21 protein-coding genes are annotated in these 26644 nt (G+C 55.9%); 11 read left to right on the top strand and 10 right to left on the bottom strand.

What is annotated here, in order from left to right; translation table 11 throughout:
- The first annotated feature begins 57 nt into the window (after positions 1–57).
- Complete coding sequence (locus ACFSX3_RS14055) at positions 58–960, top strand: manganese catalase family protein (RefSeq protein ID WP_209984596.1); 903 nt, start codon at positions 58–60, stop codon at positions 958–960.
- 121 nt (positions 961–1081) lie between these two features.
- Here the strand turns inward: ACFSX3_RS14055 and ACFSX3_RS14050 are convergent, their stop codons facing one another.
- Positions 1082–2191 carry a hypothetical protein gene (locus ACFSX3_RS14050; RefSeq protein WP_209984599.1) on the bottom strand — a complete coding sequence of 370 codons (1110 nt, stop codon included), beginning with the start codon at positions 2189–2191 and terminating at the stop codon, positions 1082–1084.
- Between the two features lie 189 nt (positions 2192–2380).
- Here ACFSX3_RS14050 and ACFSX3_RS14045 point away from each other — a divergent pair, with 189 nt between their 5' ends.
- The 7 genes from ACFSX3_RS14045 (at position 2381) to ACFSX3_RS14015 (ending at position 10254) form a co-directional block, all read left to right on the top strand.
- A complete protein-coding gene (locus tag ACFSX3_RS14045; protein WP_076079962.1) occupies positions 2381–2617 on the top strand; it encodes a hypothetical protein in 237 nt (78 codons plus the stop codon).
- A gap of 215 nt (positions 2618–2832) precedes the next feature.
- Complete coding sequence (locus ACFSX3_RS14040) at positions 2833–3828, top strand: LacI family DNA-binding transcriptional regulator (RefSeq protein ID WP_209984603.1); 996 nt, start codon at positions 2833–2835, stop codon at positions 3826–3828.
- A 136-nt stretch (positions 3829–3964) separates the two neighbouring features.
- Entirely contained in the window at positions 3965–5386 is a 1422-nt protein-coding gene (locus tag ACFSX3_RS14035; protein ID WP_209984606.1) for a tagaturonate reductase, read from the top strand.
- A 63-nt stretch (positions 5387–5449) separates the two neighbouring features.
- Positions 5450–6937, top strand: coding sequence for a UxaA family hydrolase (locus ACFSX3_RS14030; RefSeq protein ID WP_209984610.1), 1488 nt, complete (start codon positions 5450–5452; stop codon positions 6935–6937).
- A 39-nt stretch (positions 6938–6976) separates the two neighbouring features.
- The gene (gene uxaC / locus ACFSX3_RS14025) at positions 6977–8398 is read left to right on the top strand and encodes a glucuronate isomerase (RefSeq protein WP_209984613.1); all 1422 of its coding nucleotides are present in this window, start codon (positions 6977–6979) and stop codon (positions 8396–8398) included.
- A gap of 17 nt (positions 8399–8415) precedes the next feature.
- A complete protein-coding gene (locus ACFSX3_RS14020) occupies positions 8416–9102 on the top strand; it encodes a rhamnogalacturonan acetylesterase (protein ID WP_209984615.1) in 687 nt (228 codons plus the stop codon).
- A 309-nt stretch (positions 9103–9411) separates the two neighbouring features.
- Entirely contained in the window at positions 9412–10254 is an 843-nt protein-coding gene (locus ACFSX3_RS14015; protein WP_209984617.1) for a sugar phosphate isomerase/epimerase family protein, read from the top strand.
- Between the two features lie 987 nt (positions 10255–11241).
- On the opposite strand, the gene fucU is transcribed toward ACFSX3_RS14015, so the two are convergent.
- Genes fucU through ACFSX3_RS13995 form a run of 4 tightly spaced genes read right to left on the bottom strand, consistent with a single transcriptional unit; the run spans position 11242 to position 15726 of the window.
- Positions 11242–11682: an L-fucose mutarotase gene (gene fucU / locus ACFSX3_RS14010; protein WP_209984619.1), complete on the bottom strand. Its 441-nt coding sequence runs from the start codon at positions 11680–11682 to the stop codon at positions 11242–11244.
- A gap of 23 nt (positions 11683–11705) precedes the next feature.
- Positions 11706–12356, bottom strand: a complete 651-nt coding sequence (locus ACFSX3_RS14005; RefSeq protein ID WP_036731751.1) for a class II aldolase/adducin family protein — start codon at positions 12354–12356, stop codon at positions 11706–11708.
- 31 nt (positions 12357–12387) lie between these two features.
- Positions 12388–13935 carry a rhamnulokinase gene (locus ACFSX3_RS14000; RefSeq protein ID WP_209984621.1) on the bottom strand — a complete coding sequence of 516 codons (1548 nt, stop codon included), beginning with the start codon at positions 13933–13935 and terminating at the stop codon, positions 12388–12390.
- 24 nt (positions 13936–13959) lie between these two features.
- Positions 13960–15726 carry an L-fucose isomerase gene (locus ACFSX3_RS13995; protein WP_209984623.1) on the bottom strand — a complete coding sequence of 589 codons (1767 nt, stop codon included), beginning with the start codon at positions 15724–15726 and terminating at the stop codon, positions 13960–13962.
- A 322-nt stretch (positions 15727–16048) separates the two neighbouring features.
- Here ACFSX3_RS13995 and ACFSX3_RS13990 point away from each other — a divergent pair, with 322 nt between their 5' ends.
- A complete protein-coding gene (locus ACFSX3_RS13990) occupies positions 16049–16822 on the top strand; it encodes a DeoR/GlpR family DNA-binding transcription regulator (RefSeq protein ID WP_209984625.1) in 774 nt (257 codons plus the stop codon).
- Between the two features lie 3 nt (positions 16823–16825).
- Here ACFSX3_RS13990 and ACFSX3_RS13985 read toward each other — a convergent pair whose 3' ends face one another.
- The gene (locus ACFSX3_RS13985) at positions 16826–17665 is read right to left on the bottom strand and encodes an MBL fold metallo-hydrolase (protein WP_209984627.1); all 840 of its coding nucleotides are present in this window, start codon (positions 17663–17665) and stop codon (positions 16826–16828) included.
- A 194-nt stretch (positions 17666–17859) separates the two neighbouring features.
- Between ACFSX3_RS13985 and ACFSX3_RS13980 the strand changes: the two genes are divergently transcribed.
- Positions 17860–19794 carry an NAD(+) synthase gene (locus tag ACFSX3_RS13980; protein ID WP_209984629.1) on the top strand — a complete coding sequence of 645 codons (1935 nt, stop codon included), beginning with the start codon at positions 17860–17862 and terminating at the stop codon, positions 19792–19794.
- A gap of 88 nt (positions 19795–19882) precedes the next feature.
- On the opposite strand, the gene ACFSX3_RS13975 is transcribed toward ACFSX3_RS13980, so the two are convergent.
- From ACFSX3_RS13975 to ACFSX3_RS13960, 4 genes are all read right to left on the bottom strand, one after another.
- A complete protein-coding gene (locus tag ACFSX3_RS13975; RefSeq protein WP_209984631.1) occupies positions 19883–20311 on the bottom strand; it encodes a GreA/GreB family elongation factor in 429 nt (142 codons plus the stop codon).
- A gap of 173 nt (positions 20312–20484) precedes the next feature.
- Positions 20485–21417 (bottom strand): class I SAM-dependent methyltransferase, encoded by a 933-nt coding sequence (locus ACFSX3_RS13970; protein ID WP_209984637.1) that lies wholly within the window; start codon positions 21415–21417, stop codon positions 20485–20487.
- Positions 21418–21600: 183 nt separating this feature from the next.
- Positions 21601–22002, bottom strand: coding sequence for an RrF2 family transcriptional regulator (locus tag ACFSX3_RS13965; protein WP_209984640.1), 402 nt, complete (start codon positions 22000–22002; stop codon positions 21601–21603).
- Positions 22003–22067: 65 nt separating this feature from the next.
- Positions 22068–24758, bottom strand: coding sequence for a family 78 glycoside hydrolase catalytic domain (locus ACFSX3_RS13960; RefSeq protein WP_209984643.1), 2691 nt, complete (start codon positions 24756–24758; stop codon positions 22068–22070).
- A 139-nt stretch (positions 24759–24897) separates the two neighbouring features.
- Between ACFSX3_RS13960 and ACFSX3_RS13955 the strand changes: the two genes are divergently transcribed.
- Positions 24898–26643 carry an ABC-F family ATP-binding cassette domain-containing protein gene (locus ACFSX3_RS13955; protein ID WP_209984645.1) on the top strand — a complete coding sequence of 582 codons (1746 nt, stop codon included), beginning with the start codon at positions 24898–24900 and terminating at the stop codon, positions 26641–26643.
- Position 26644: the final 1 nt, after the last annotated feature.

The following is a 26644-nucleotide window of genomic DNA, read 5'->3' as shown; positions in this document are numbered from 1 at the left end:
AAATAGGTGTAAGATAGACAAGTATGCTTACACCTATTGCTGAGGAGGATGATCACCATGTTCACACGTATGGATGAGATTATGATTGAAATCCCGGACGTCGAGAAACCAGATCCTAATGCCGCAGCAGCCGTTCAAGAGCTGCTCGGAGGCAAATTCGGTGAAATGTCAACACTCAATAACTACTTGTACCAGTCCTTCAACTTCCGCTCCAAGGACAAGCTGAAGCCCTTCTACGACCTGGTGATGAGTATTACCGCCGAGGAGCTGGGCCATGTTGAGCTGGTCTCCCACGCCGTGAATAAATGTCTAAGAGGTTCCACGGCCTATAAGAAGCCGGATTCTACGCCGCTTGCGGATGTCAAAGATGCACGGCTGTCTTATCACTTCCTGGCAGGTGCACAGGGAGCCATGCCGTTCGATTCCATGGGCAATCCATGGACCGGAGCCAATGTGTTCAACAGCGGCAACCTGGTGGAGGATCTGCTGCATAACTTCTTCCTGGAATGCGGAGCCAGAACCCACAAAATGAAGGTCTACGAAATGACCGACCACCCTGCGGCCCGGGCGGTAGTCGGCTTCCTGCTTGTCCGTGGAGGCGTTCACGTGGTTGCTTACGCCAAGGCCCTGGAGATTGCCACAGGCGTTAATGTTACCAAGCTGGTGCCGATTCCTTCCCTGGACAACAAAGCGTTCAATGAAGCCAGGAAGTACGAGGAAAAAGGCGTCCATACGAAGCTGTACACCTGGAGCGATAAGGATTTCAGCTCCATTGACCAGATCTGGAAGGGTACTCACCCCGAGGACGGGCTTCCGCTTGAGGTCATTCAGGGCGTACCGAAAGGCTTCCCTATCCCCGAAGCCCCGGAATCGAAGGAAGAATTCGCACCGGGCATCTCTGCCGAGGAATTCAAGGAGATTGCCAAACGGCTCAAAATGGCCGGGAATATTCATGACTAGCAGCCAGAGCCAACCCTAGCGAATAATAGCACCTATAACAAAGCGGATGTCCCGAAAGCCATGAACAGGCTGCCGGAACATCCGCTTTATTTGGGTATGGACACTTCTAGGATCTCCGCAATTACAGCTCCGGCTCAAGCAGCAGTGAGGTATCGGCAACCGCCCGTCCATTCACAAGCAGCACAAGGGTATGCTCTCCGGGATAGTGCTTGCGTGTGGTCAGGTTGGCCCAGCGGTGGGTCCGGGTACCGGAGAGTCTGGTGCTGCCGGGCACGGTTTTGTCGGATAACAGAAACAGCTTGCGTGAGGTCTTACCGCTGGCCTTGACGAAGTTGATCCCGTATTCGATACGGATGCGTACTGGTCCACCTTCCCGGATGGTCAGAGCGTATTGCAGCTCACAGTGCTCTCCGATCCGCAGTACAGCCGGGTCTGCCGTAAGGACAGCCGAGCTGACCAGCGGGGTGCCGCTCTCCTCCGGAGCATATCCGAACAGCTCCATGATCTCAGGGTCAGCTTTGCGGATCAGAGAACGGCAGCCATGCCGCACAATCCAGTTCGTGTTCGCGTCACTGCCCAGCCAGCGGCGGGCGGTGGCTATCACGATATCGGGGTGATCCTTCGCGATATCGTTCAGGTTATTGGCTACACTTTTGCGCACATAGAGTGACGGGTCAGCCTTCAGCTTCTCCAGCAGCGGCAATAGCGGAGACGGATCGCGCTTGAACATCGGCAGCGCCTGGCCCCACGGCAGGCGGGGACGGCTGCCCTCGCTGGCGAGCCGCCGCACATGCTCCCCCGGATGCTCCGCCCAGACCAGCATCTGGTCCATCATCGCTTGCGGATCATGCAGCAGAAACGGCCTGACGGCAAATTCCGCCGAGGACCTCTGGGTGAACCGCTCCAGCGCCTCCATCGACAGCTCCCAGTGCTCCTCACTTCGGCCATATACCTCAACGAAATCGGGAAAAATCAGATACGGGAAGCCGACACAGTCCTTATCTATCGCATACAATATCTTCAGCGCTTCCTCATAGGCCGGTGGCAGGCAGCCGCCCAGCGTCTCTGTAATCCGCCGCATCCGCGCCTTCAGCTCCAGCTCCTCCCACGGCTCCTTCATCGCCTCAGCAATGAAGCGGTCCGGCTCGAACGAACCGTAGACGGCTTGAATTTTCATACCCAGGCTGTGCAGGAATTCTTGGTTGTACATTGCTTTCAGGGGTTCGGCCATTCTTGAATTCCTCCTGCTGATGTAATTGGATTCACTTATAATGAGAGCATAACATACGAACCGGACATCCCTGTGTCAACTTTCGGCTGGCTGGATATATATACACCAAGTATAGCCTATGTTCAAATCCGGCAGCCTGTCGTACAATAAGATTTAAGTTTTTTCCCGCTGAGGATGAATTATATTTCGATGAAAGGACTGGGACTTTTGCCACAGACACTTGTTAAAAATATTGATTTTTTCGTAGCTGCACTGTCACAGACCTTCGTATCTGCCCTCCAGCTTGACCCTGACGGAATGTACTCCCAGGTAGGCAGCGGAGTCGTTGAGAAATTCTCTGACGAATATGTCCGGCTGAAAAGATTCGATGGCACCACCTCGCACTACGCCCGCGACATTACGAAATTCCAGCACAACCATGCCTGAGAAGGCTACGGGGTCTCTTTATCAGAGGAGAAGCAGCGCTCGCCTGTTATTCTCCCTCCCCTCTTCAAACGTAGACCCTGGGCCCTGATCCGGGTCTGTTTTTGCGTTCATTTTTCACAAAATATTAACGTGTGCATTTCAATAAACTATTGACTTGACGCTGCTGGAGAACTAAACTGAAATCGTTAACAATTCCATGTACCCGGGGAGAACCTATGATTACCATCAAAGATATTGCCCGTGTTGCCGGTGTGTCTCATACGACCGTATCCAGGGCGCTGAACGGCAACCCGCTGATCAAGAAGGCCACCCGGGATAAAATTGAACGGATCGCCGCTGAAATGAATTATGTGCCGAATTACAGTGCCAAGAGCCTGGTCACCAAGAGATCGTTCATCATCGGCCTGTTCTTCTCCAGTATTGAGCAGGGGACTTCCGCAAGCTTCCTGGTGGATGCGATCAAAGGCATTACGCATAGCCTCGATGAGAACTATAATCTGACGGTGAACGGGATCGATGGTGTGCAGCATTTCAGCAATATTCAGCCACAGCGCTTCGACGGCATTCTGGTCATGAGCCAGAGCGATGAAGATAATGCCTTCATCTATCATGTGAAGAAGATGGGCATTCCGCTAGTGGTGCTGAACCGCCAGCTGGAGGACCCCGGCATCATGAACGTGGTGGCCAATGACCGCGAAGGCGTGAAGGAAGCGATTGATTATGCTGTGCAGCAGGGTCACCGCAAGCTGGCTATTATTGAAGGCAAGCCCGGCTTCAAGTCCTCAAGCGAACGTAAGCAGGGCTTTCTGGACAGTCTGATTGCAGGCCGGCTTCCACTGAATCCTGATTATTTTGCCTCAGGAGATTACAGCATTGAGAGCGGATATGCGGCGATGAGCAAGCTGCTTAGCCTGGAGGACCGGCCTACGGCTGTGTTCTGCTCCAATGATGATATGGCGATTGGCGCCATGAATGCCTGCTATGCCCACAAGGTCCGGGTGCCTGAGCAGATCTCGCTGATCGGCTTCGATGATATAATGTTCGCCCGCTATACGAATCCTGCCCTAACCACCGTACGCAAGCCGATTGCCGAGATCAGTGAGCTGGGCATCACCATGCTGATCCAGCTGCTTCAGCAGCCGGAGACCCCGCCGCAGCAGCTGTTCGTTAAGACTTCGCTCGTTGTGCGGGATACGGTTGCAGGAGTATAACTCTAATTCAACCCACCCGCTATTTTCTGCAGATACGGAGCCTTCCTGGATAAGAGAAGGAATTCCGGATCTTGCTTAAAATAAAATGTTAACGTGTGCAATTTATCACTGTATTCTAAAGGAGATCATGACCACTATGACAAACCGTTTATCCAGAAGCACTTACCCGGGGCTAACCCTCCATCCGGAACGGATGATTCAGTTCGGCGAAGGCAACTTCATGCGTGCGTTCGTAGACTGGCAGCTGCAGCAAATGAACAATCAGGGTCTGTTCAACGGAAGCGCTGTCCTCATTCAGCCCATTGCGCAGGGAACCGGCGGAGTAGCTGATCTGATGGCCGCTCAGGACAACCTCTACACCGTGCTTCTTAATGGCATCATGGACAACGAGACTGTCAATTCCCGCGAAATTATCAGCTCGGTCAGCCGGGTGATTAACCCATACATGGATTATGAAGCTTATCTCGCGCTCGCCGAGAATGATGATCTGGAGTTCATTACCTCTAATACTACCGAAGCCGGCATTGCCTATCTTCCAGGCGACCGCGCAGACGATGCTCCCCCTAAGAGCTTCCCGGGCAAGCTGACTGCACTGCTCCACCGCCGCTTCGAGCTTGGTAAGAAAGGCTTCGTCATTATCCCCTGCGAGCTGATTGACCGCAACGGCGAGAAATTACAGGAGATCGTAGAACGTTATGCAGCTGACTGGAATCTTGGTGCGGAATTCCTGCAATGGCTGAAGTCCGAGAACACTTTCTGCTGCAGTCTGGTGGACCGGATTGTTCCTGGTTATCCGCGTGACCAGGCTGCTGTCCTCGAAGCTGAGCTCGGCTATCTCGATAACGTGATGGTGACCGCAGAACCGTTCCTCTTCTGGGTTATTGAAGGGCCGGAGTCTCTGGCAGAGCGCCTGCCACTGGCTAAGGCCGGACTGAATGTCGTGGTGACACCGGATATGACCCCTTACCGCGAACGCAAGGTTCATCTGCTGAACGGACCGCATACCGCTATGGTCCCACTGGGCCTGCTCGCCGGTCTTGAGACAGTTGAAGACGTCATGAATGACAGTACCTTCTCCCACTTCGTGAAGCAGTTGATCGAAGAGGAGCTGATCCCGATGCTGGATCTGCCTGCTGAGCAGCTATTGTCCTACGCCGATGCCGTACAAGAGCGCTTCCGCAATCCGTTCATCCGCCATGAGCTGACCTCCATCTCGCTCAACAGCATTTCCAAATTCAAGGCCCGCCTGCTCCCGGTCCTGCTTCGCTACCAGCAGGAACGCGGCAAGCTTCCGGAGCGGATGACTCTCGCCTTCGCCGCCCTGCTGCTCAGCTACCGGGGCGACCGTATTCCCCGGCAGGACGGCGCAGAGGTACTGGCAGTGTTCGATCAGGCCTGGAGCCAGCCGGCCAGCTTTGTGAACACTATTCTTGCGGACACCAGCCTATGGGGACAGGATCTGGCCCAGCTTCCGGGATTGGCTGATGCCGTTTCCGCCCACTTGCAGCAGCTGGAGCATGAAGATTCCCGCGCAGCATTACAGGAACTCGTCAGCTGAACCCGCGCGTTTGTACGAAGAAGCTCAGGGAAGTATAGCTTACAAACTTTTAGGAGGGCCAACATGAAGAACTTAATGAAAATGAACCCGAGAGATACGGTAGCTGTAGCCTTGCGGCCGATTGCGGCCGGAGAAGAACTGACGATAGACGGACTGACGGTGCAGGCAGCGCAGGATATTCCGCAGGGTCATAAGATTGCCCTGACTGATTTCAGCAGCGAAGACATCATTACCAAATACGGTTCCCCAATCGGTCATGCCACGGCTCCGATTGCCGCAGGCGACTGGATTCACACGCATAACATCAAAACCAATCTGTCCGGCGAGGAAGAATACGAGTATGTGCCTGATGTCCATCCGGTAATCTATCCGCGCCGTGATCTGACCTTCCAGGGGTACCGGCGGAGCAACGGCAAGGTGGGCATCCGTAATGATCTGTTCATTATTCCGACCGTGGGTTGTGTGAACGGCGTGGCCGAGCAGATGCTGAAGGAATTCAAGGCCGAGCATCCCGATCTTGGCGGATTCGACAACCTGACCGTGCTGAAGCACCCTTACGGCTGCTCCCAGCTGGGCGATGACCACCGCATGACCCGCAGCATTCTGCTCGATGCCGTCAATCATCCTAATGCAGGCGGTGTACTCGTCTTCGGCCTTGGCTGCGAGAATAATATCGTCTCCGAGTTCCGCAGCATGCTGGGCGATCATGACGAATCCCGGGTTAAATTCCTGGTGGCCCAGGAGGTAGGCAATGAGGTGGAAGCCGGTCTTGTGCTGCTGGAGGAGCTGTATGAAGCCGCTGCGAACGACGTTCGTGAGCCGGTTCCGCTGAGCGAGCTGAACATCGGGCTGAAATGCGGCGGCTCTGACGGGTTCTCCGGCATCACGGCCAACCCGCTGTTGGGCGCATTCTCCGACTTCATTATCTCTCAGGGCGGAACCTCGGTACTGACGGAGGTGCCGGAAATGTTCGGTGCGGAGAAGGTGCTGATGGCCCGCGCAGAGAGCAAGGAAGTCTATGAAGATATCGTCTCGCTGATCAATAACTTCAAGCAGTATTTCCTCTCTTACGGCGAGCCTGTCTATGAGAACCCTTCTCCCGGTAACAAGGCCGGCGGCATCAGCACGCTGGAGGACAAATCGCTCGGCTGCACCCAGAAGGCCGGTTCGTCGCCAGTGGTAGATGTATTGCAGTATGGCGTGAAGCTGCGCAAAAAAGGGCTGAGCCTCTTGCAGGCTCCCGGCAACGATCTGGTCGCTGCCTCCGCACTTGCCGCTTCGGATTGCCAGCTCGTGCTGTTCACAACCGGCCGCGGCACGCCGTTCGGCAGCTTTGTGCCTACGGTTAAGGTAGCAACGAACAACGACCTTTTTGCCAAAAAAGGCCACTGGATGGACTTCAACGCGGGTCCGCTGCTGGAGACGCCGATGGCCGATGTGCTGGAGGAATTCATCACGTATATCATTGATGTCGCCAGCGGCCAAAAAACACGGAACGAGCAGAATGAAGTGCGTGAGCTGGCTATTTTCAAAACTGGCGTTACCTTGTAGTAGTACTTATTCCAATCCACCCAAAGGGAGATCCTATTCATGTTCCTAAACGAGGACTTCATGTTGTCCGGCGAAACAGCACGGCTACTCTTTCATAATCACGCCAAAACCATGCCCATTATCGATTACCACTGCCATCTGGACCCGCGCGAAATCTATGAGGACCAGCCATTTGAGAATCTGACCGCAGCTTGGCTGTATGGCGATCATTACAAGTGGCGGCTGATGCGCGCGAACGGCGTGCCTGAATCGCATATTACCGGTGACGCCTCTGATTATGATAAATTTCTGGCCTGGGCCCGTACACTGCCTAAGGCAGTAGGCAACCCGCTGTACAGCTGGACGCATCTGGAGCTCCGCCGTTTCTTCGGTGTAGAGGAGATGCTGAATGAAGCCACGGCGCCGGCCATCTGGGAGAAGGTCAACCGTAAGCTGGCTGAACCGGGCTTCACCCGGCGCGGTCTGATCCGCAGCAGCGGTGTCAAGGTGATCTGCACCACCGATGATCCGGCAGATTCCCTGGAGTATCACAAGCTGCTGAGCGGGAGTGAGACCGCCTTCCAGGTGTTCCCGACCTTCCGTCCTGACAAGGCGCTGAACATCGATGCAGAAGGCTTCGCCGCCTGGACCCTTAAGCTGGAGTCGGCCTCCGGCCTGCCGGTCAAGAGCTATGCCGGGCTGCTGGATGCCCTGCGTAACCGGGTTGCCTTCTTCCACGAGCAGGGCTGCCGCCTCTCGGATCATGCGCTGGATGTCCTGCGTTATGAAGCGGGTGAAGCTGAGGCGGTGGAGGCTATTTTTGCCAAAAGAATGCAGGGTGCTGCGCTGTCACCGGAGGAAATCACCCGCTACCGCACAGAACTGCTGACCGCGCTGATCGGCTTCTACCATGACAAGGACTGGACTATGCAGCTTCACCTGCATGCTTACCGTAACAATAACACGCCGATGTTCCAGCGGCTTGGACCGGATACCGGCTATGACGGCATCAATGATCTGCCGCTGACCACAGCGCTGTCGCAGCTGCTTGACCGGGCCGAGAGCGGCAGCGGCCTGCCGAAGACGATCCTCTACTCGCTGAATCCCGGCGACTACCCTGCCCTGCTGGCTCTGCTGGGCTGCTACCAGAAGGACACTCCCGGCAAGCTCCAGCTCGGCTCCGGCTGGTGGTACAACGATACGCGCAGCGGCATGCGCCAGCAATTGACCCTGCTGGCCGAAGGCAGTCTGCTCGGCAACTTCGTCGGCATGCTGACCGATTCGCGCAGCTTCCTCTCCTATACCCGGCATGAATATTTCCGCCGGGTCCTGTGCGGACTGCTCGGTGAACTTGCCGAACGCGGGGAAGCGCCGGATGACCTAGAAGTTCTGGGGGCTATGGCCCGGGATATCTCCTACAATAACGCAGCCGGGTATTTCGGCTTCCAGACTGCCGGCAGCGAAGCCGGAGTCACCGCCTAGATGGAGGCATACTGAAGATGCCGACAATCTATATCGCCGGAGACTCTACCGCCGCCCAGAAGGGCGGCGGGGAATGGCCGATGGCCGGATGGGGCGAATACCTGCAGCAGTATGTCAGCCGGAAGGTGCGGATTGAGAACCGGGCCATCAATGGACGGAGCACACGCTCCTTCCTGGCTGAGGGCAGACTGGCTGACATGGAGCGGGACTTCCTCCCCGGAGACTTCCTCCTGATCCAGTTTGGCCATAATGACCAGAAGCTGGAGGACCCTCTCCGTTACACGGAGCCGCATACCGATTACCGCGAGAATCTGAAGGTATTCATCGATTCCGCCCGCAGCCGGGGCAGCTTCCCAGTGCTGCTGACTTCCGTGAGCCGCCGCCGCTTCACTACGGACGGGGAACCGGACCCCCAAGCCGTCGGACTCTATCCGCAGGTTATGCGGGAGGTTGCCGGGGAGACTGGAACGCCTCTGCTGGATATTTTTGCCGCCTCCCAGCAGCTCTACCGCAGACTGGGGACCGAAGCATCAGCCGGGCTGTTCATGCACCTGCCGCCGGGCGCCCGCCCCAACTACCCGGACGGCATCACGGATGACACACATTTCTCCAGATCCGGGGCGCAGCAGATCGCATCGCTCGTGGCCGAAGCGCTCGCACAGTGTGCGGAGCTGAAGCTGCTGCATCCGTATCTGCGGGTGTAGGCGGGGGAAGCAGGCAAGGTGGCCGAAGCGCTCGGACAGTCTGCGGAACTGAAGCTGCTGCACCCGTATTTGCGGGTGTAGCTGGGGGATGCAGACAAGTGTGTCGTGCGGATTAAGTTGTGCATCAGCCTGTGGGGCATCGCAAATGTAGCGCACATTATTCGCCATCCTTACAAGTTGCTTCAATCCTCAGTCAGCAAGATCAGGCCGCCTGTGACCACTTTCGGACACAGGCGGCCTTCTTGGCAGAACCGGCCCTGCGGCGCTCCATGCGAACTCTTATATCTGAATACAAAGGAGTCTAAACCTATGACCGTTCCATTTCATTTGGGCGTCCGCGCCCATGACTTCAAGCGGTGTCCGCTGCCGCAATTAATAGATAAGCTGAAGGAGCATGGTTTCCCGGCGATTCAGTTGGCGTTACATAAATCTTTTCCGGAGAGTGTGGCTGAGCTTGGCGCACTAAGTCCGGGTGCTGCTGCGTACTATGGCGATTCCTTCAGACAAGCGGATATCAAGATTGCTGTCCTTGGCTGTTATGTGAACATTATTGATGCTGACCCTGCCAAGCGCGCGCAGGCGCTGAGCGACTTCAACACTCATCTGCGGCTGGCCCGAGACTTCGGCGCGAGTCTGGTGGGTACGGAGACCGGCAGTGTAGGTCAGGGATATACGCCGGATAATTTCACGGAGGAGGCCTTTCTGGAGGTCGTCGCCTCGGTTAGCGCCATGGTTGCTGAGGCCGAACGGTTCGGGGTAACTGTGGGCATCGAGGCAGGCGTCAATCACCCGCTCTACACGGCTCAGCTAGCCCGGCGTCTGCTGGATACCGTGCCGTCCAATAATCTGCAAATTATATTGGATGCTGCGAATCTGATGACTCCGGACAATTACCTTCAGCAGGAGCAGATTGTGGCAGAAGCGCTGGAGCTCCTCGGAGACCGGATCGCGGTTCTGCATCTGAAGGATTTCACCATTAAGGACGGAGCCATCGACATCGTTCCTGCCGGACAAGGCATGCTGAACTTCGCCCCGCTGCTCCGCTACATGAAGCATAAGCGCCCGCATATCCAGGGCCTGCTGGAGAGCACTCCTGAGGAGCATCTCCAGCTCAGCGCACAATTCCTGCGGAAAATGTATAACGAGGTTTAACAAAAGTGCTCTGCGGATGGATGTCGGGAGGCTGGGTGAGAGATGTTAAATGATGAATGAGAGATAATGAATGCGGGATGAGGTAAGGACTTAGAGGGTCTGCACAGCTTGTGTCACTAACTATGCCTTACCCATCCGCCCATTTTTGGGACATTCGCGGCATTCGGCGAACTCAGGGGCATTAGTGCCCTTCGTCTACTCATTTGGATGGCGTCTGCTGAATTCAGTGGCACTTGTGCCCTTCATTTGCTCATTTGGGCTTTATCCGATTTACGCACACCTATGACTGCCCAATGTATTCGGTTTTTCACATACATTGGGTCCACGTGCCTCACTGCCGCCCATTGTATCCGGTTTTTCACATACATTGGGTCCACCTGCCTCACTGCCGCCCATTGTATTCGGTTTTTCACACACTATTATTCCACCCACCTTCGCGGCCGCCCATTGCATCCCAACGTTATACTCCCCTTATCCACAACAGACGGATATTACAATTACTGTAAAGTACAAATAGTGCCCGTATCGACGTATGCGGAACTCGTACTGCATTCTTGTGCTGCATTTCTGTGCTGCAATGTAAATGGGGACAGATACATTGTACGTATGAGTAATAGAGTAATAGAGTGATAGAGTTGTTGAGCAATAGACTTATAGCTATATAACCTTAGACTTATACCTTACAAACTAACACCAATAATCTTGCACAAACTGCAGCTTCACCCCTAACTTATACACTCATAGCTGGAATTTGTTGTACAAAAAGCAGGAATCCTTCTCTAACAAAGCAGACTACCTGCATATTCCTGCATTTCCTGCAACAATCCTTAGGCAGGCCCCGATTTCGGGGTAGCCAGGTTGCATAACCTGCAACATTTGAGTTATTTGAGGGCATTTGCTCTAAACGAGTGGTCCCGTAAATGGCGCGTTATAGGCATAGTAAACAGACCGCCCATAGTTAACCGGGCGGTCCGTTGCTTGGTGCCGCTATTCCCCGGCCTCGGGGGGAATTACACCTTTTTTGAGAATAATATTCCCGTAGAGCGCTTCTTCCCCTGTAATTAGAATGGCATAGCTGTGATTGGAGCGGGCATAGAAGTCAAAACGCTCTTCATACTCCACCTGCACTGCAGGATCATGCCGGGTGAGAATCTCCTTGTACGTGTCCCATATCACCGGAACGGTGGGGTCCCCCTTCACTACGGCCATGAAGGCCGCCTGAGCCGGAGCATAATGATCCAGCGGAAGCAGCTCCATGATCGCGTCAAGCAGCCGGGGGATACCAATCCCGTCAGCCCGCAGCACCCGGGAATGCAGCGCATGTCCCGGATAATTGGCATCCGCCAGCACCAGCTCATCCCCGTGGCCCATCTCCATCAGGGTGCGGACGAGCTCGGGGGAGAGCGATTTGGGTATTTTTTTGAGCATAACTAGGTCTCCTCTCGGCTTCATTACATCCCGTAGAATGATCTCAGCGCTACCAGCTCCTCAATCCGGTGCGGCGGCAGCTCACGCTCTCCCCCGATCATGCGCGTCAGGAAGGTTAGCTTCGCCGTATACTCAAGCCGCTCCATGTTCATATAAGCAGCCATTACATCCTTGCCCCAGGTCAGCGCCCCGTGGCTCTCCAGCAGCACTGCGGTCTTCTTGCCCAGGAAGGGAGTCAGCGAATCCGGGATCTCTTCGGTCGAAGGCGTCCCGTATACCGCCAGTGGAATGTCCCCCATGGCTATGACGGATTCCGGCATCATCATTTTGTCCAGAGCTTCGCCCTTGATGGCAAAAGCGGTAGCATATGGCGGATGCGCATGAACCACCCCGCCCATCTCCGGCAGCTCGTTATAGATCTTCAGGTGCATCTTCACTTCCGTGGACGGCCGGTAGCCCTCCGCTGCATCCAGGATCTCTCCCTGCAGATTGACTTTGACCAGCATATGCGGCTGCAGATAGCCTTTGCTGACTCCTGTGGGCGAAGTAATGACCTCTGTGGCCGACAGGCGGGCTGAGATATTGCCGTCATTGGCCGCGATGAAATCCTTGTTGAACAGATTTCGGCCGATATCGCAGATTAGGCGCCGTAATTCTTCTTCATGATTATTCATAATTGCCTCCTTGATTGCTATATGAAGCATGTCAGCTCTGATGTGTTAAAGACGGCTGGTACCGGAGCGTTGAGCAGGACCGGGCTGCCACCCTGCGGACCTCTGCGGGATCGACAGCACCAAGCGCCGTCAATTGCACCAAAATGTTGCCGATCGCGCTCGCTTCTACCGGTCCGGCAATAACGTCTTTGCCGGTGGCATCTGCCGTCAGCTGACATAGCAGCTTGTTCTGAATACCGCCGCCGACCATGTGAATGCAGCGCACCGGACAGCCAGTGAGCACCTCCAGCTCGCGGATCGTATCCGCGTAAGACCGGGCCAGGCTCTCCAGAATCGAGCGGATGATCTCCGCCCGGGTCTGCGGCACCGGCTGCCCGGTACGGATGCAGTAGGATTCGATCCGCAGCGGCATATCGCCCGGTGTGCTGAAAAGCGGATCATTCGGGTCCAGCTCCGCTATGCACGCACTTGGCCGGTCCAGCTGCCCGGCAAGCTCGGCGGCTTCCTGATGGCTGAGCGGTTCCCCCGCTTCGGCCCAGCTCCGCTGGGTCTCCTGGAGCAGCCAGAGGCCAGTGATATTCTTCAGCAGCCGGTTCGTGCCGCCGAAGCAGCTCTCATTGGTGAAGCCGCTGGCCCGGGCGGCATCGCTTAATACAGGCTCCGCTGTCTCCAGGCCTACCAGCGACCAGGTCCCGCAGCTGATGAATGCAGCTTCCCGCAGCGCGGGGCCAACTCCTCCAGTCTGATCAGGACCAGAGGAGCTAGAACCGGGCTCGCCGTAAGGAATGGACGCCACGGCCGAGGCCGTATCATGCGAAGCTCCGGCGATGATCTGGAGCGGGCCGCTGCACAGCTCTTCCTGGAGCGCGGGCCGGAGTTCCCCCAGCACCGTGCCTGCCGGAACCAGCCGGGGTATCAGCGTCACCGGCAGCTCCAGCCTGCGCAGCACTTCGGCTGAGGGCGCTGTGGACTGCGGGTTCAGCAGGCCGCTGGTGCTCCAGATGGTCTGCTCGGCCACGGCCACACCGCTGAGCATATAATTGAACAGATCCGGCATCAGCAGGAGCTGCCTGGCGGTTGCCCGCAGCTCCTGCTTCGCCTTAAGATCGGCAAACAATTGATAGACCGTATTGATCGGGCTGGGCTGGTTGCCCGTCAGCTTGAATTGCTCGGCTGGAGGCAATGCAGCCTCCAGTGCCAAAGCGATGTCCGCCATCCGCTGATCCCTGTAATGGTGCGGAGCATACAGCAGCCCGCCCTGCTCATCCAGCAGGCCATAGTCGACTCCCCAGGTATCAACGCTCAGCGAGTGCAGCGGTCCGTAGCTTGCCACAGCCGCCGCAATGCCGTGCTTGATCTCCTGAAGCAGCCGCTGCACATCCCAGTGCAAATGTCCGTTCACCTCTACCGGCCCGTTAGGGAAGCGGTGAATCTCCTCCACCGTCACCTTCCCGTCCCTGTAGCTTCCCAGCATTACTCTGCCGGAGCTGGCTCCCAGGTCGATAGCCAGCAGCCGGATTCCTTGGTTTGCAGTTAATTCTGCATCTGTTATCTCTTCAACTGTCTTGGCCTCTGTCATCTTCCCACCTCTTCACGTGGAGGATTAGTAGAGCGGGCCAAAGTTGCGGCAGGCTCTGTAATCGGCACTCTCCAGATTCTCGGTGCCGAACAGCGACCAGACGCGCGGGCGGAAAATCCGCGCTTCTTCCACGTTATGCATACTGACCGGAATCCGCAGGATCGAGGCCAGCGTAATGAGATCCGCACCAATATGCCCGTAGCTGATTGCCCCGTGATTCGCGCCCCAATTGTTCATCACATCGTAGACAGACTGGAAAGAGCCATATCCGGTCAGCTTCGGAGCGAACCAGGTTGTCGGCCAAGTAGGGTCCGTTCTCTGATCTAACGTGTCATGCACTTCTCCCGGCAGCTCCACCGTATAGCCTTCCACCAGCTGCAGTACCGGTCCCAGACCCTTGACCAGATTGAGCCGGGCCATGGTGACCGGCATCCCGCCTCGGGTCAGGTAGTCCGTAGAGAAGCCGCCTCCCCGGAAATATTCCTGGGAAGCCGGGCGGAACTGGGCCTGCGCGATACAGGCAGCCGCCTCTTCATCCGTAATGTCCCAAAACGGCTTGATCGCCGGCTTGCCGTCAATACTCTGCTCGCCGGTGCCGTCCAGCGCTGCCGAGCCCGAATTAATCAGATGCAGCAGACCACCTGCCGCTGCTCCCTCCAGCTCATACCCGGTCACGCGCTTCACAGCAGCCGGACTCCAGAAGGTGCGCACATCGGCAAAAATCTGCGCCGTATTCGTCAGCAGATAATTGAACAGCATCGTCACCCCGTTCAGGCTGTCATTCTCGGTGGCGACGATATAAGGCGCCCGTCTGCCATTCCAGTCGAACGAGGAGTTCAGAATCGTCTCCATGAAGTCACCGTTCGGGAAATGGTCGGTCCATTGCCGCTGACCCTGGAAGCCGCCCAGCAGGGCATTGTGACCGCTGGCTTCCTCCTCGAAGCCGAGCTTTGCAAGCTGCGGATTGCCGGTCATGAGATCACGGGCAATCAGCGTCATTTTGACAACCGTCTCCCATTGCTCTTCCTTCACCTCTTCACTGAGCTGCAGATGCTGCGGGTTATTATCCGCTCCCACACGGCAGTTGTCCTTCACCCAGGCCAGCGCACGCGCGAACTCCTCAGGATCATAGATCCCTTCCTCAAATCTGCGTACAAATTCAGACATATCGATATATTCATTGCGCATGCCGAGATATTCCTGGAAGAACTGCTCGTTCACGATAGAACCGGCGATCCCCATAGACACGGAGCCCATCGACAGATAGGACTTCCCCTTCATCAGAGCGGCCGCCAGCGCGGACTTTGCGAACTGCAGCAGCTTCACCTGAACATCCGCCGGGATCTCCTCGCTGCTGGATTCCTGGACATCCTCTCCGTAGATGCCGAACGCCGGAATGCCTTTTTGCGCATAAGCAGACAGAACTGCCGCCAGATATACTGCCCCGGGGCGCTCTGTTCCGTTGAATCCCCATACCGCATGCGGGATGCCACTATCCATGTCCATCGTTTCCGAGCCATAACACCAGCACGGGGTGACTGTAATGGATACGCCTACACCTGCACCCGCGAACTTCTGCGCCGCCGCCGCAGCCTCCTTCACGCCGCCAATCGTAGAATCGGCAATGATACATTCCACAGGTGAACCGTCGGGATATCTTAAATTTTCCTGCAAAAATGCTGCTGTGCGCTGCGCCATGCCCATTGTCTGCGCCTCCAGCGATTCGCGCACCCCGCGTCTTCTGCCGTCAATCGTCGGCCGGATTCCAATCTTAGGATAAAATGCTGTCACTGCTGTTCCTCCCCGGAATCATAAGTTGATAGTATGAGAACATTACACTGGAGCTCTAGCTCCGATTAGTAAGCGCTACCAAATACAGCCTCTGCGGCCTGCACACGCTTGTCTTTCGCCGCCGACTAATCTATTTCTTCTACATCATAGAATTACTCACCTTCAAAGTCAACACTATTCCACACTTTAAATTTGGTTATTGTGTGGTTTTGTGTGATATACTTACGATAAACTGTGGAATTGTTTGTGGTTGTGGGATTTATGTTAGGCAGCAGATTATAGTAAACTGTATACAACTACATAACGTAAGGGTGGGCATGATATGAAGGCTTTTGAACGGCGGGATCTGGTCATTAATGAGCTCTACAGGCATAGGAAGGTTCACGTTGCGGATCTGGCGCAGAAATTTGGTGTATCGGAGGAGACGATCCGGCGCGATCTTGACCGGCTGGACAAGGAGGGCATTGCCAAGAAGAATTACGGCGGGGCGATTCTGAACGCTCACACCAATGAGGACCCCTCCTACTCGCACAGGCATCAGGTCAACATTGAAGCGAAGCGGATGATTGCGGTAAGGCTGCTGGAGCTGATTAATGACGGGGACAGTGTGATGACGGACACTAGCACTACGGCTTTTGAAGGATTGCGGAGAATCGTGGAGGACAGAAAAAATCTGACCATCATCACCAATTCCCTGGCGGTATTGTCAGAATTCCAGCATTCCGGGCAAAAGCTCATCTCCACGGGGGGCCTGCTTGGGCCGGAGACCAGCTCTTTCGTAGGGCCTACGGCCTCGCAGACCATTCTGAAATATAATGTGGATGTGGCGATTTTCAGCTGCAAGGCACTCTCCATGACCGGCGGACTCTGTGATTCCAACGAAGCGGAGACGGAGCTTAAGGTGCTGATGCAGCAGCAGGCGAGCAAGGTGGTCCTTCTGGCTGACCATTCCAAGTTCGACCGGATCGCCTTCATCCGGCTGTTCAGCTTCGACAAGGTCGATTATATCGTCACCGATCAGCGGCCGTCTGAGGAATGGATCGAGTTCCTTGCCAAATATCAGGTTTCCCTGCTCTACCCTGCTGATTCACAATAAGTCTTAACGTTCACGCTTAAAAGCCTGTGCCGACACGTACACGAACCGTTCCGCTCTGGCCATCATATGGAACTTCTGCTCCGGGAAGTGGCGGTACAGGTGATCCACGAAGTAGCCCGGATTCTCGGCGTTGCCGGCGAACAGGTCATAATGCAGCGGTACCACGGTCTCAAAGCCTGAGGTCGCCGCGAACTCCGCCGCTTCCCGGTAATTCATATTACCGACGATATTGCGGCTGCCCCGGTAATAATCGCGTCCATTAATCGGCAGCAGCGCCAGATCGATCTTACGGCTGCCTACCTCCTCAATCAGCTCAGGGAACAGCACGGTATCCCCGGCATGATACAGCTTCACCCCGTTCAGCTCCAGAATGTAGCCCACGTACTTAGGATGACCCTGTTCATCGCGTTCAAGCTGTTCGTGCGCCGCTGCCACCGGATATACCTTCAGCCCTTGTGCGGGCTCTGCCTCCTGACCGGGCAGGGCAGCAGCCAGACGCTCCTTGCCGATGCCCAGCGCCTGCAGACGCTCCAGGCAGACCGCCGGAGCCATGAACTGCGCCTGCGGATTCAGTCCGGCAAGCACGGGCAGGGCCTCCTCATCCAGATGATCCGAGTGGTCATGGGTGATCAGGCAGACCTCCATATTCGTAATCTCCCCGGGCTGGGCCGGCGGCGGGAAGGTGCGGTCCGGGTTCGGGGATACATAAGGATCAATATAGACGGTCACCCCCGCCCCCTTGACAATAACGCTGGCTTGTCCGAGGAACCAGACCGCCAGGCAGCCGTAAGGCACCTCGGTGCTGCGGATTTCTTCGATCAGTGCTTGTCCTGATAATGGCATAACGGGTTGCTCCCTTCCTCTTCTATCTCTCATTCTTCACAGCTGTCTGTTACATCCCTGTTTAGTTTATACCCGGCTGAAGCCAAATGGAAGCGCTTGTCCAAATCCCTGCTTGTTACCGGTGCCAAATGATGGGTACAATTATTAGATAATGTACTTCAACATAAGGAACAGGTAAAGGACAGGTGAAATGAATGCAGAATTACGGATTCGCAAGAGTCGCCGCCGCTTCCCCGGAACTCCGGGTGGCTGACTGCGTATTCAATGCAGACCAGATTATTGAAGTGATTAAGACCGCGCATGCCCAGGAGGTGGAGTACCTGGTACTCCCTGAGCTGTGCATTACCGGCTACAGCTGTGCGGACCTGTTCCTCCAGCCCCGGCTGCTGGAATCCGCGAAGCAGGCGCTGCTGCGGATTACGGCCGCGACGGCAGAGCACCGGATGATTGTCATTGCCGGTCTGCCGGTCTCCATCAAGAGCAGGCTGTTTAACTGTGCCGCTGTCCTCCAGCAGGGCCGGATTCTGGGGATTGTAGTCAAGACCTGCATTCCTGGCTACAGTGAATTCTACGAGCCGCGCTGGTTCGCGGGAGCCGAGGAGCTGGAGGTGTCCGAGCTGCGGATCGGCGGATCGGTGGTGCCGGTGGGCAATGATTTGATTTTTGCCTGTGAGCGTGACGGGAATCTGTCGTTCGGCGTTGAGATCTGCGAGGATCTCTGGGTGCCGGTGCCGCCAAGCAGCCTGCTGGCCCAGGCCGGTGCGACGCTGCTGTTCAACCCGTCGGCCAGCAACGAGCTGGTCGGCAAGGCCGATTACCGCCGCCAGCTGGTCGGCGGCCAGTCTGCCTCCTGTGTAGCCGGTTATGTCTATGCCGGCTGCAATACCGGCGAATCGACAACAGACGTTGTCTTCGGCGGACATTCGCTGATCGCAGAGAACGGCCAGCTGCTGGCCGAATCGGAACGCTTCACCCATGAGAGCCGGATGATTACCGCCGACATTGACCTGCCGCGGCTGCAGTATTCCCGCACCGTGATGGGAACGTTCCGGGCAGGCAAGGGCGGACGCAATTACCGCGAGATTCTCTACGCTACGCCGCTCAGCAGCACCCGGCGGGAGCTGAAACGGAACGTAGGCGTCAACCCGTTCGTGCCGGGCAATCCGCTGCAGCGGGACGAACGCTGCCAGGAGATTCTCTCGATCCAGACCTCCGGCCTGATGAAGCGTATCCGCCATATTGGAACGAAGCAAGCTGTGATCGGCATCTCCGGCGGCCTCGACTCTACGCTTGCGCTGCTGGTTGCTGTGCGGGCGATGGAGCTGCTCGGGCGTCCGGCCAGCGATGTGCTGGCAGTCACGATGCCGGGCTTCGGCACGACCAGCCGCACATATGACAACGCCGTAGGCCTGATCAAGGCGCTCGGCGCCTCCATGAAGGTCGTTGATATCAAGGCGGCCTGCCTCCAGCACTTTGCTGACATCGGCCACGACCCCGAGGTGCATGACCTGACTTACGAGAACGTACAAGCCCGCGAGCGCACCCAGATTCTGATGGACCTCGCCAACAAGAACGGCGGGATTGTCATCGGGACAGGCGACCTGTCCGAGCTGGCGCTGGGCTGGTGTACCTATAACGGCGACCATATGTCGATGTACAGCGTGAATTCGGGCATTCCGAAGACGCTGATCCAGTATGTTGTCGCCTGGTATGCGGACCATGAAGCCGACGAGACGGTCAATAAGTACCTCTACAGCATCATTGAGACCGGAATCAGCCCGGAGCTGCTGCCGCCTTCGGCCACCGGAGAGATTGTCCAGCTGACTGAGAATATCCTGGGGCCTTACATTGTGCATGACTTCTTCCTGTATTACATGCTGCGTACAGGCGCTTCCCCCGGCAAAATGCTCTACCTCGCCCAGCACGCCTTCGGCGGTGCTTATCCCAAGGAGCAGCTAACCGCCTGGCTGAAGGTGTTCGTCACCCGCTTCTTCACCCAGCAGTTCAAGCGCTCCTGCCTGCCGGACGGACCGAAGGTCGGTACGGTCAGCCTCTCGCCGCGCGGCGACTGGCGTATGCCAAGCGATGCTTCTGCCGCGCTCTGGCTGCAGGAAATCGAAGAACTGTAGCTCCTGGCCGGTGCAACACGGAAGACAAAGAGGCGTCCCCCATCATCGCAGGATGATCAGGGACGCCTCTTTTTGTCAGCAATCAGCTTCACTCGTACTTATTATCCAGAATCAAAACTTCATCGCTGCCGAACGGGGTCTGAATCGTTACCGTCTCCCCCGGACACGCCAGAATCAGCCCTCTGCCCATGGGCGACCAGAGTGAGATGCAGAATTCATCCAGCTCAGCTTCACCAGGAATTACAATCCGGTACGGCTCATCAAGCGTCTCCTGCCCGATACGCAGCGACACCCGGGACCCGACCAGCACCATAGAACGTTCAAGCGCATCGTTGTCACCGGACAGAATCCGCTCCACCGTCGCCTGATAGCTCTTGATCATCGTCTGTACCTCTGCCCGCTCAGCCGGAGAATCCCACGTTCCCCTGTCCAGAATGGAGAATTTATGCTCATCGAGATAAACCAGCTGTTTCACCAGCTCCTCGCGTAAGGACACTGTTCCGAGACTATGGCTCATAGTAGATTTCACCTACCTTCTTCATCAGGTCATGCTCGAAAATACGCTTGTTCCTGCTCATAGCCCTCAGTCCTCCCATATAAGAAAATAGATCCCGCGCAGGGACCTATTCTCTATGATAGCATCTTTCTATGGAAAGACAATCTCATGTACAGGGGATCGCGTGATCCGGTTCAACGCTTCACAGAATCGGCAGATTTCCCGGACGTTACAGCAGCGGCCCGGCTGTACATATTCAGATCCTGCAGCTTAATCAGCACCTTGCCGAACCGTCCGCCTTGGCGGACAACGACTTTGTGCTCCGGGTAGGCGGTGTGCAGATAGTCCGTAACTGCCTTGCGGGTAGCCTCATCCCCGTTCAGATGATGCAGCGGCAGCATCTCCATCACCTCAGCTGCTGCTGCTTCCAGCGGCAGCTCCTTGCTTTTCGCTTCGCGGGTAATAATCGTCTCATAGGAATAGCCCTTCAAATATAATAATTGAGTCAGATAAGCCATATCCGAGGACTCTGCATGAACCTCCCGGCCCGTCAGCAGCGGCAGCACTTCATTCATCAGACTATGCTCCTGCACACCTGCCGAGGTGCTGATATAACAGTATTGCCGGGCACAGCTGATCACCTTCTCCGTGCTCTCCCAGTCGAAGACCGCCGGACACATGGACACGAAGACCAGATCGAAGGCGTTCAGCCAGCCGCGTGCGGCAATGTCGATATTCTCGAATGCTTCATGCACCAGCTCGACCTGTCCCGGAGCCGCTCCGGCAGTGTTCTTCAGGAACAGCTCCGCTAAGGGAACATTAGGCTCTACTGCTGTAACCTTGGCCCCCCGCTCGATAAAAGGAACCGTGAACCCGCCCGAAGCCGCGCCCACATCGAGGACAGTCAGCCCGTTAAAGTCCACGCCCTGGCCTTCCATCCAGCCGATAATCCGCTCGCTCCGGTCCCGCCCGGCACTGCTGAAGACCTCTTCATTGAACACCTGCGCTTTATGATCGAAGCTCGTGTGCGGGTTCATGCCCATCGCCTTGAACTTGTTAGCCATTGCCTTGGGATCTTCCTTCCAGGCCTTCTCCCATACGCTTGCATCGAATAATCCTTTATTCATTACTAATTCATCCTCTCCTGATTGTCTTGATTGTCTTAACTGCACTGCAATTACACAAACTTAAAAGACTTTGGATATCTATAATACCCGCTAAGTTACAACGGCTATACCGCCCCTGAAGGGACGGTATCCGTTACAGCGGGAAATAGCGGCACATAGAAAGACACAGCATAATTCCAGAGCTTAATGGCTGGCCAGCATCTTCGCGGCAAGCTCGGACATCATTTTGTTACGCAGATAATCCTCCATCTGCCCTTCGGCCTTGACCATCTCCTGCTGAATCAGACACTCACTGGGATGGTCCAGGGTGCAGTCGAACAGCGATGCTGTGCCTTCAATGGCATGGATGATATCCAGGAACGAGATTTCGTCCCCCTTGCGCCGCAGACGATACCCGCCATTCGCCCCGGATGCAGACTCGATGAGCCCAGCCTTGACCAGCTTGGTCAGAATCTTGGACAAATACGTAGGCGATACATTCTGCCGCTCGGCAAGCTGCTGCACGCCCATCGGCTTATCGGGAGTGTGCGCCACCAGGAACAGCATCGTGTGCAGAGCGTAGTTCGTTGCTTTGGAGTATTTCATGTCTTATTCCACCTTACCTATGGACTATGTCCGTAATTACAGACTTCATTTATCTATGATAGCCCTTATGCGGGGAGATTGCAAGGGGCGGGCAAAGGATACTGGAATCTGTATTCCCCGGAGCCGAGTGTAACCTTCACCGTCTGTACCAGCTGCTCAGCGGAATGAATGCCGGGGACCTGCTCAAGCTGCTGTCCATTCTGCATCCCGCTCTCCGACACTTCAGCCAGCAAGGCATCCGGCAACAGCACCGTAGCTGAGGTATTTGGGGGAACCACGGCGGTCAGCTCGATTGTCCCAGAGTCTATTGTCCATTCAGAACGGATCGTCCCGTACATGGATTCCAGACTGGCGGCAGCCGAAGTGAGTCCGCCTCCCGGATGTGGCTGGATCAGGAACTGCTTATAGCCCGGCCCCTCCTCTGTCTGCTCGATCCCGGCCACATGGCGGTACAGGAAATCCCCTACTGCCCCATAAGCATAGTGGTTGAAGGAATTCATCTCCTTGCTCCAGAAGCTGCCATCCTCCTTAATCCCGTCCCAGTGCTCCCAGATCGTAGTTGCGCCCCGGGTAATCGGGTACAGCCAGGATGGATAGTCCGTCTGGAGCAGCAGCTTGTAGGCAGCCTCGTAATGTCCCGCATCCGCCAGCACCAGATTTAAGTAAGGCGTGCCGACGAAGCCTGTCGTAAGGTGATAGCCGCTCGCTTCCAGCAGCTGAATAAGTCTCGCTACCGTACGCTTTTTCGCTTCCCCCTCCACCAGTCCGAACATTAACGCCAGCACACAGGCTGTCTGGGTAGCCGGACCTTGCTCCCCAGCTGGTAGGATATACGCTTGGTTGAACGCATCCTTGACCCGGTGATGAAGCTGCGAGTATTTCTCCACATCTTCGGTCCGGCCCAGCACCTTCGCCGTCTTCTCCATCAGTTGGACCGAATAAGCATAGAAGGCCGTTGCGATATAATTCCGGTCCGTAGCACCCACATGACTGTCTGCCTTGGCATCCAGACCCAGCCAATCTCCGAAGTGGACGCCGGTATTCCACAGCAATCCCCCGCTTCCCTGGCGGCGGATATATTCCACCCAGCCCTGCATACTGCTGTACTGCTGCTCCAGAATCCGCTTATCCCCATAACACTGGTAGATCGTCCACGGACAGATGACCGCCGCATCGCCCCACGCCGCAGAAGAATGTGCCTCCTCCCCCAATACATGCGGAATCACGTAGGGAACGCCGCCATCCTCCCGCTGATCCGCAGCCAGATCCCCCAGCCATTTGCTGAAAAAAGGTGCCACATTCATCAGATACGCCGCCGTGCGGATGAACATCTGTGCGTCGCCGGTCCACCCCAGCCGTTCATCCCGCTGCGGGCAGTCGGTCGGCACATCGACGAAATTGCCCTTTTGCCCCCAGAGGATGTTGTGCTGGAGCTGATTCAGCAGTGCACTTGCGCAAGAGAAGGTGCCGGTCGGCTCCATATCGGAATGCAGCACCACGCCTGTGAAGTCCTGCAGATCCAGCGGGTCCGGGAAGCCGAGCAGCTGGACATACCGGAAGCCCTGGAAGGTAAAACGCGGCTGGAAGCTCTCCCTGCCTCCGCCACGGGCGATATAAGTAACGGTCTGCCTGGCCGTCCGGAGGTTGTCGGTATACACATTGCCACCCTGGTCCAGCACCTCGAAATGCCGCAGCTGATACTCCTGACCCGCCGCGCCATCTACGGTGAACCGCAGCCAGCCGACCATATTCTGGCCCATATCGAGTACCGTCTCCCCCGCCGGAGTGCGGATGAGAGCAACAGGTGCCAATTCCTGGACCGCCCGGACCGGATCATTCTCCTGTGCAAGCAGAATATTCTTGTCATACGGAAGAATCTCAGCCGGTGTCCACAGCGTGTCGTCATATCCCGGCAGGCTGAAGCCGTGCTGCGCCAGGCGGGCGTCATAGGTCTCGCCGTGATACAGCTCCGACATCAGAAGGGGGCCGGGCAACACCTTCCACTGCGGGCCGCTCCCTATGATATGCTCCGTGCCGTCCTCATAAGTGAGATGAAGCTGCAACAGCAGCGCTGTGCGGTTGCCATAGATATGCTTCCTGTGCTCCCAGCCGAGATTCCCTTTGTACCAGCCGTTCCCAAGCCAGGCACCAGCCGCATTGTCCCCAAGGGTAAGCAGCGGGGTCACATCATACGTCTGGTATTGCAAGCGATGGCTGTAACTGGTCCAACCAGGATTGAGATAAGTGTCTCCGACCCGCGCTCCGTTCAGCTCCAGCTCATACAGCCCGAGACTGGTCACATAGATCCGGGCCCGGGCGACCGGCCGGTCCACCTGGAAGTTCCCGCGTAGCAGCGGGCTTTGCTCTGCGTCTTCCGCAAGGCAGGCCAGCGGAGCCGTAATCCATTCAGCGGTCCACTCCTCCGGCGAGAGCAGCCCCATCTCCCACCAGGCCGCCCCGGACCACTCCGTGGGACGATTGTGCTGATCCCATATTTTCACCCGGTAATAATAACGTTCCTTAGACTGCAGCTCCAGCTCCTTCAGCTCAATGTGCAGGGAGTCCCCGGACTCCACTCTGCCCGAATCCCACCATACGCTCCCGAAGTCCGCCGCGCCTGCCACCTGTAATTGATACGCCTGCTGCCTTACATCCCGCTCATCCGCACTCACCTGCCAGCTGATTCTTGGATTACGGATATCCAGCCCCAGCGGATTCTCCTTATACTCCACACGTAATTGCCCAACTGCGATCATGAATTCCACCCCGTCCTATTCTAAGATTGGCCTTATACATAGGAAACGCATTCCATTCCAATTATAGAACCCCCGATTGCCCCTGTAACCTGTATAATAGGGAAGAGTTACTATTCCAGCTACACAGAAAGGTAGTCCTATGATTAAAGTTCAACACCTATCCTTCTCCTTCCCGCAAAAAGAGCTCTACACTGACATTTCGTTTACGCTCGAAGAGGCGCAGCATTGCGCTTTTATCGGAACCAGCGGCAGCGGGAAAAGCACCCTGATCGACATCCTGATGGACCGGGACAGATATTTGTTCGACGGCAGCATTGAGATGGAGCCTGATTGCAGCATCGGGTATGTCAGCCAGTTCGCCAAGCCGGATCTGTCTGCCGACACCACCGTGTTTGAATATATAGCCGGACCTTTCATTAAGCTACAGGAGGAAATACAGCTAATCTGCACAGAGATGGAGACCTCGGCGGATATTGAGCCGCTGCTGGAGAAGTATCAACTGGCTCTGGACGCTTTTGAGGCCTTGGGCGGAGATGATTACGAGAGCCTCATTCACAAAAAACTAAATCTGGCCGATCTCATGAAGCGCAGGGATCTCAAGGTTTCCGAGCTGAGCGGCGGGGAATTCAAGCTCGTTCAGGTCATGAAGGAAATGCTGAACCGCCCCGACTTCCTGATTATGGATGAGCCGGATGTATTCCTGGACTTCGAGAACCTGAATGCGCTCCGGCAGCTGATTAACTCCCATAAGGGAATTCTGCTGGTGGTTACGCACAACCGTTATCTGCTTAACCATTGTTTTAACAAAATCATTCACCTCGAGAATAAGGAGCTTCAGGAGTTTGACGGCCGCTATCTGGAGTACAACCTCTCCCTGCTTCAGACCAAAATAGAGCTGCAGGAGCTGGCCCTCGCTGAACAGGAAGAGATTGAGCGCAACGAAAACATCATCGACAACCTCCGGGCGATCGCCACGTATAATTCAGAAGCCTCCAGAGGGAGAGCGCTGAAAGCGAGAGTAAGGTTCCAGGAAAGACTGGAAGCCCGCAGAATCAAAGCGCCGTTCGTGGACATTAAGCAGCCGCAGATTCATTTGGGGATGGTGAATGAGCCGCAGGACGCCGCCGCTCCTGTTGTGACAGTCCAGGAGTACCGGGCGGCCTTCGATGAGCTGCTGCTGGACAAGGTTAGCTTCGAGATGAACGCCAGTGATAAGGTCGCCCTGATCGGTCCGAACGGTACCGGCAAAACAACTCTGCTGCGCGATATTGCGCGGGGCCAACACGACTCTATCACACTCAGCCCGGAGACTAAGGTAGCTTATCTGTCCCAGCTTCAAGGCGAAGTGCTGACGGATTCGAGCACCCTGCTTGAAGAATTCATTGAGGCCGGTATGGCTACCTATGATGAGATCCGCTCCCATCTGGCAGACTACGGCTTTGAAGGCGAGATCGTGAACCAGAGAATAGCATCCCTGTCCGGCGGCGAAAAAAACCTGCTGCAGCTGGCCAAGGTATCTGCCCTGAAGGCCAATGTCCTGCTGCTCGATGAGCCGACCAGCCATCTGGATACCTACACGCAAATCGCTCTGGACAAAGCCATCCAGGAGTACAAGGGCGCGGTTCTTATGATCTCGCATGACTTCTATTCTGTGGTCAACGGGATGGATTATGTCCTGATTATTGACGATAAAACGGTCCGCAAGATGACGATCAAGAAATTCAAGAAGATGATCTATGCCCGGCATTTCGATAAAGATTATCTGGAGCTGGAGCAGAAGAAAAAAGCTGCCGAAACCAGAGTAGAACTGGCGCTGAAGGATAACAATTTTGAGCTTGCCAAAAGTCTGGTTGCTGAGCTTGAAGAGCTGATTAAGCTGATGTAAG

The sequence above is a fragment of the Paenibacillus rhizoplanae genome (assembly GCF_042684125.1).
GTDB classification, from domain to species: Bacteria; Bacillota; Bacilli; order Paenibacillales; family Paenibacillaceae; genus Paenibacillus_AQ; species Paenibacillus_AQ rhizoplanae.
This window is presented reverse-complemented; position numbering and strand designations above follow the sequence as displayed.

Coding starts and splice junctions, on each gene's coding strand:
- ACFSX3_RS14055 (WP_209984596.1), top strand. CDS start 58: ATGTTCACACGTATGGATGAGATTATGATTGAAATCCCGGACGTCGAG.
- ACFSX3_RS14050 (WP_209984599.1), bottom strand. CDS start 2,191: ATGGCCGAACCCCTGAAAGCAATGTACAACCAAGAATTCCTGCACAGC.
- ACFSX3_RS14045 (WP_076079962.1), top strand. CDS start 2,381: ATGAAAGGACTGGGACTTTTGCCACAGACACTTGTTAAAAATATTGAT.
- ACFSX3_RS14040 (WP_209984603.1), top strand. CDS start 2,833: ATGATTACCATCAAAGATATTGCCCGTGTTGCCGGTGTGTCTCATACG.
- ACFSX3_RS14035 (WP_209984606.1), top strand. CDS start 3,965: ATGACAAACCGTTTATCCAGAAGCACTTACCCGGGGCTAACCCTCCAT.
- ACFSX3_RS14030 (WP_209984610.1), top strand. CDS start 5,450: ATGAAGAACTTAATGAAAATGAACCCGAGAGATACGGTAGCTGTAGCC.
- uxaC (WP_209984613.1), top strand. CDS start 6,977: ATGTTCCTAAACGAGGACTTCATGTTGTCCGGCGAAACAGCACGGCTA.
- ACFSX3_RS14020 (WP_209984615.1), top strand. CDS start 8,416: ATGCCGACAATCTATATCGCCGGAGACTCTACCGCCGCCCAGAAGGGC.
- ACFSX3_RS14015 (WP_209984617.1), top strand. CDS start 9,412: ATGACCGTTCCATTTCATTTGGGCGTCCGCGCCCATGACTTCAAGCGG.
- fucU (WP_209984619.1), bottom strand. CDS start 11,682: ATGCTCAAAAAAATACCCAAATCGCTCTCCCCCGAGCTCGTCCGCACC.
- ACFSX3_RS14005 (WP_036731751.1), bottom strand. CDS start 12,356: ATGAATAATCATGAAGAAGAATTACGGCGCCTAATCTGCGATATCGGC.
- ACFSX3_RS14000 (WP_209984621.1), bottom strand. CDS start 13,935: ATGACAGAGGCCAAGACAGTTGAAGAGATAACAGATGCAGAATTAACT.
- ACFSX3_RS13990 (WP_209984625.1), top strand. CDS start 16,049: ATGAAGGCTTTTGAACGGCGGGATCTGGTCATTAATGAGCTCTACAGG.
- ACFSX3_RS13985 (WP_209984627.1), bottom strand. CDS start 17,665: ATGCCATTATCAGGACAAGCACTGATCGAAGAAATCCGCAGCACCGAG.
- ACFSX3_RS13980 (WP_209984629.1), top strand. CDS start 17,860: ATGCAGAATTACGGATTCGCAAGAGTCGCCGCCGCTTCCCCGGAACTC.
- ACFSX3_RS13975 (WP_209984631.1), bottom strand. CDS start 20,311: ATGAGCCATAGTCTCGGAACAGTGTCCTTACGCGAGGAGCTGGTGAAA.
- ACFSX3_RS13970 (WP_209984637.1), bottom strand. CDS start 21,417: ATGAATAAAGGATTATTCGATGCAAGCGTATGGGAGAAGGCCTGGAAG.
- ACFSX3_RS13965 (WP_209984640.1), bottom strand. CDS start 22,002: ATGAAATACTCCAAAGCAACGAACTACGCTCTGCACACGATGCTGTTC.
- ACFSX3_RS13960 (WP_209984643.1), bottom strand. CDS start 24,758: ATGATCGCAGTTGGGCAATTACGTGTGGAGTATAAGGAGAATCCGCTG.
- ACFSX3_RS13955 (WP_209984645.1), top strand. CDS start 24,898: ATGATTAAAGTTCAACACCTATCCTTCTCCTTCCCGCAAAAAGAGCTC.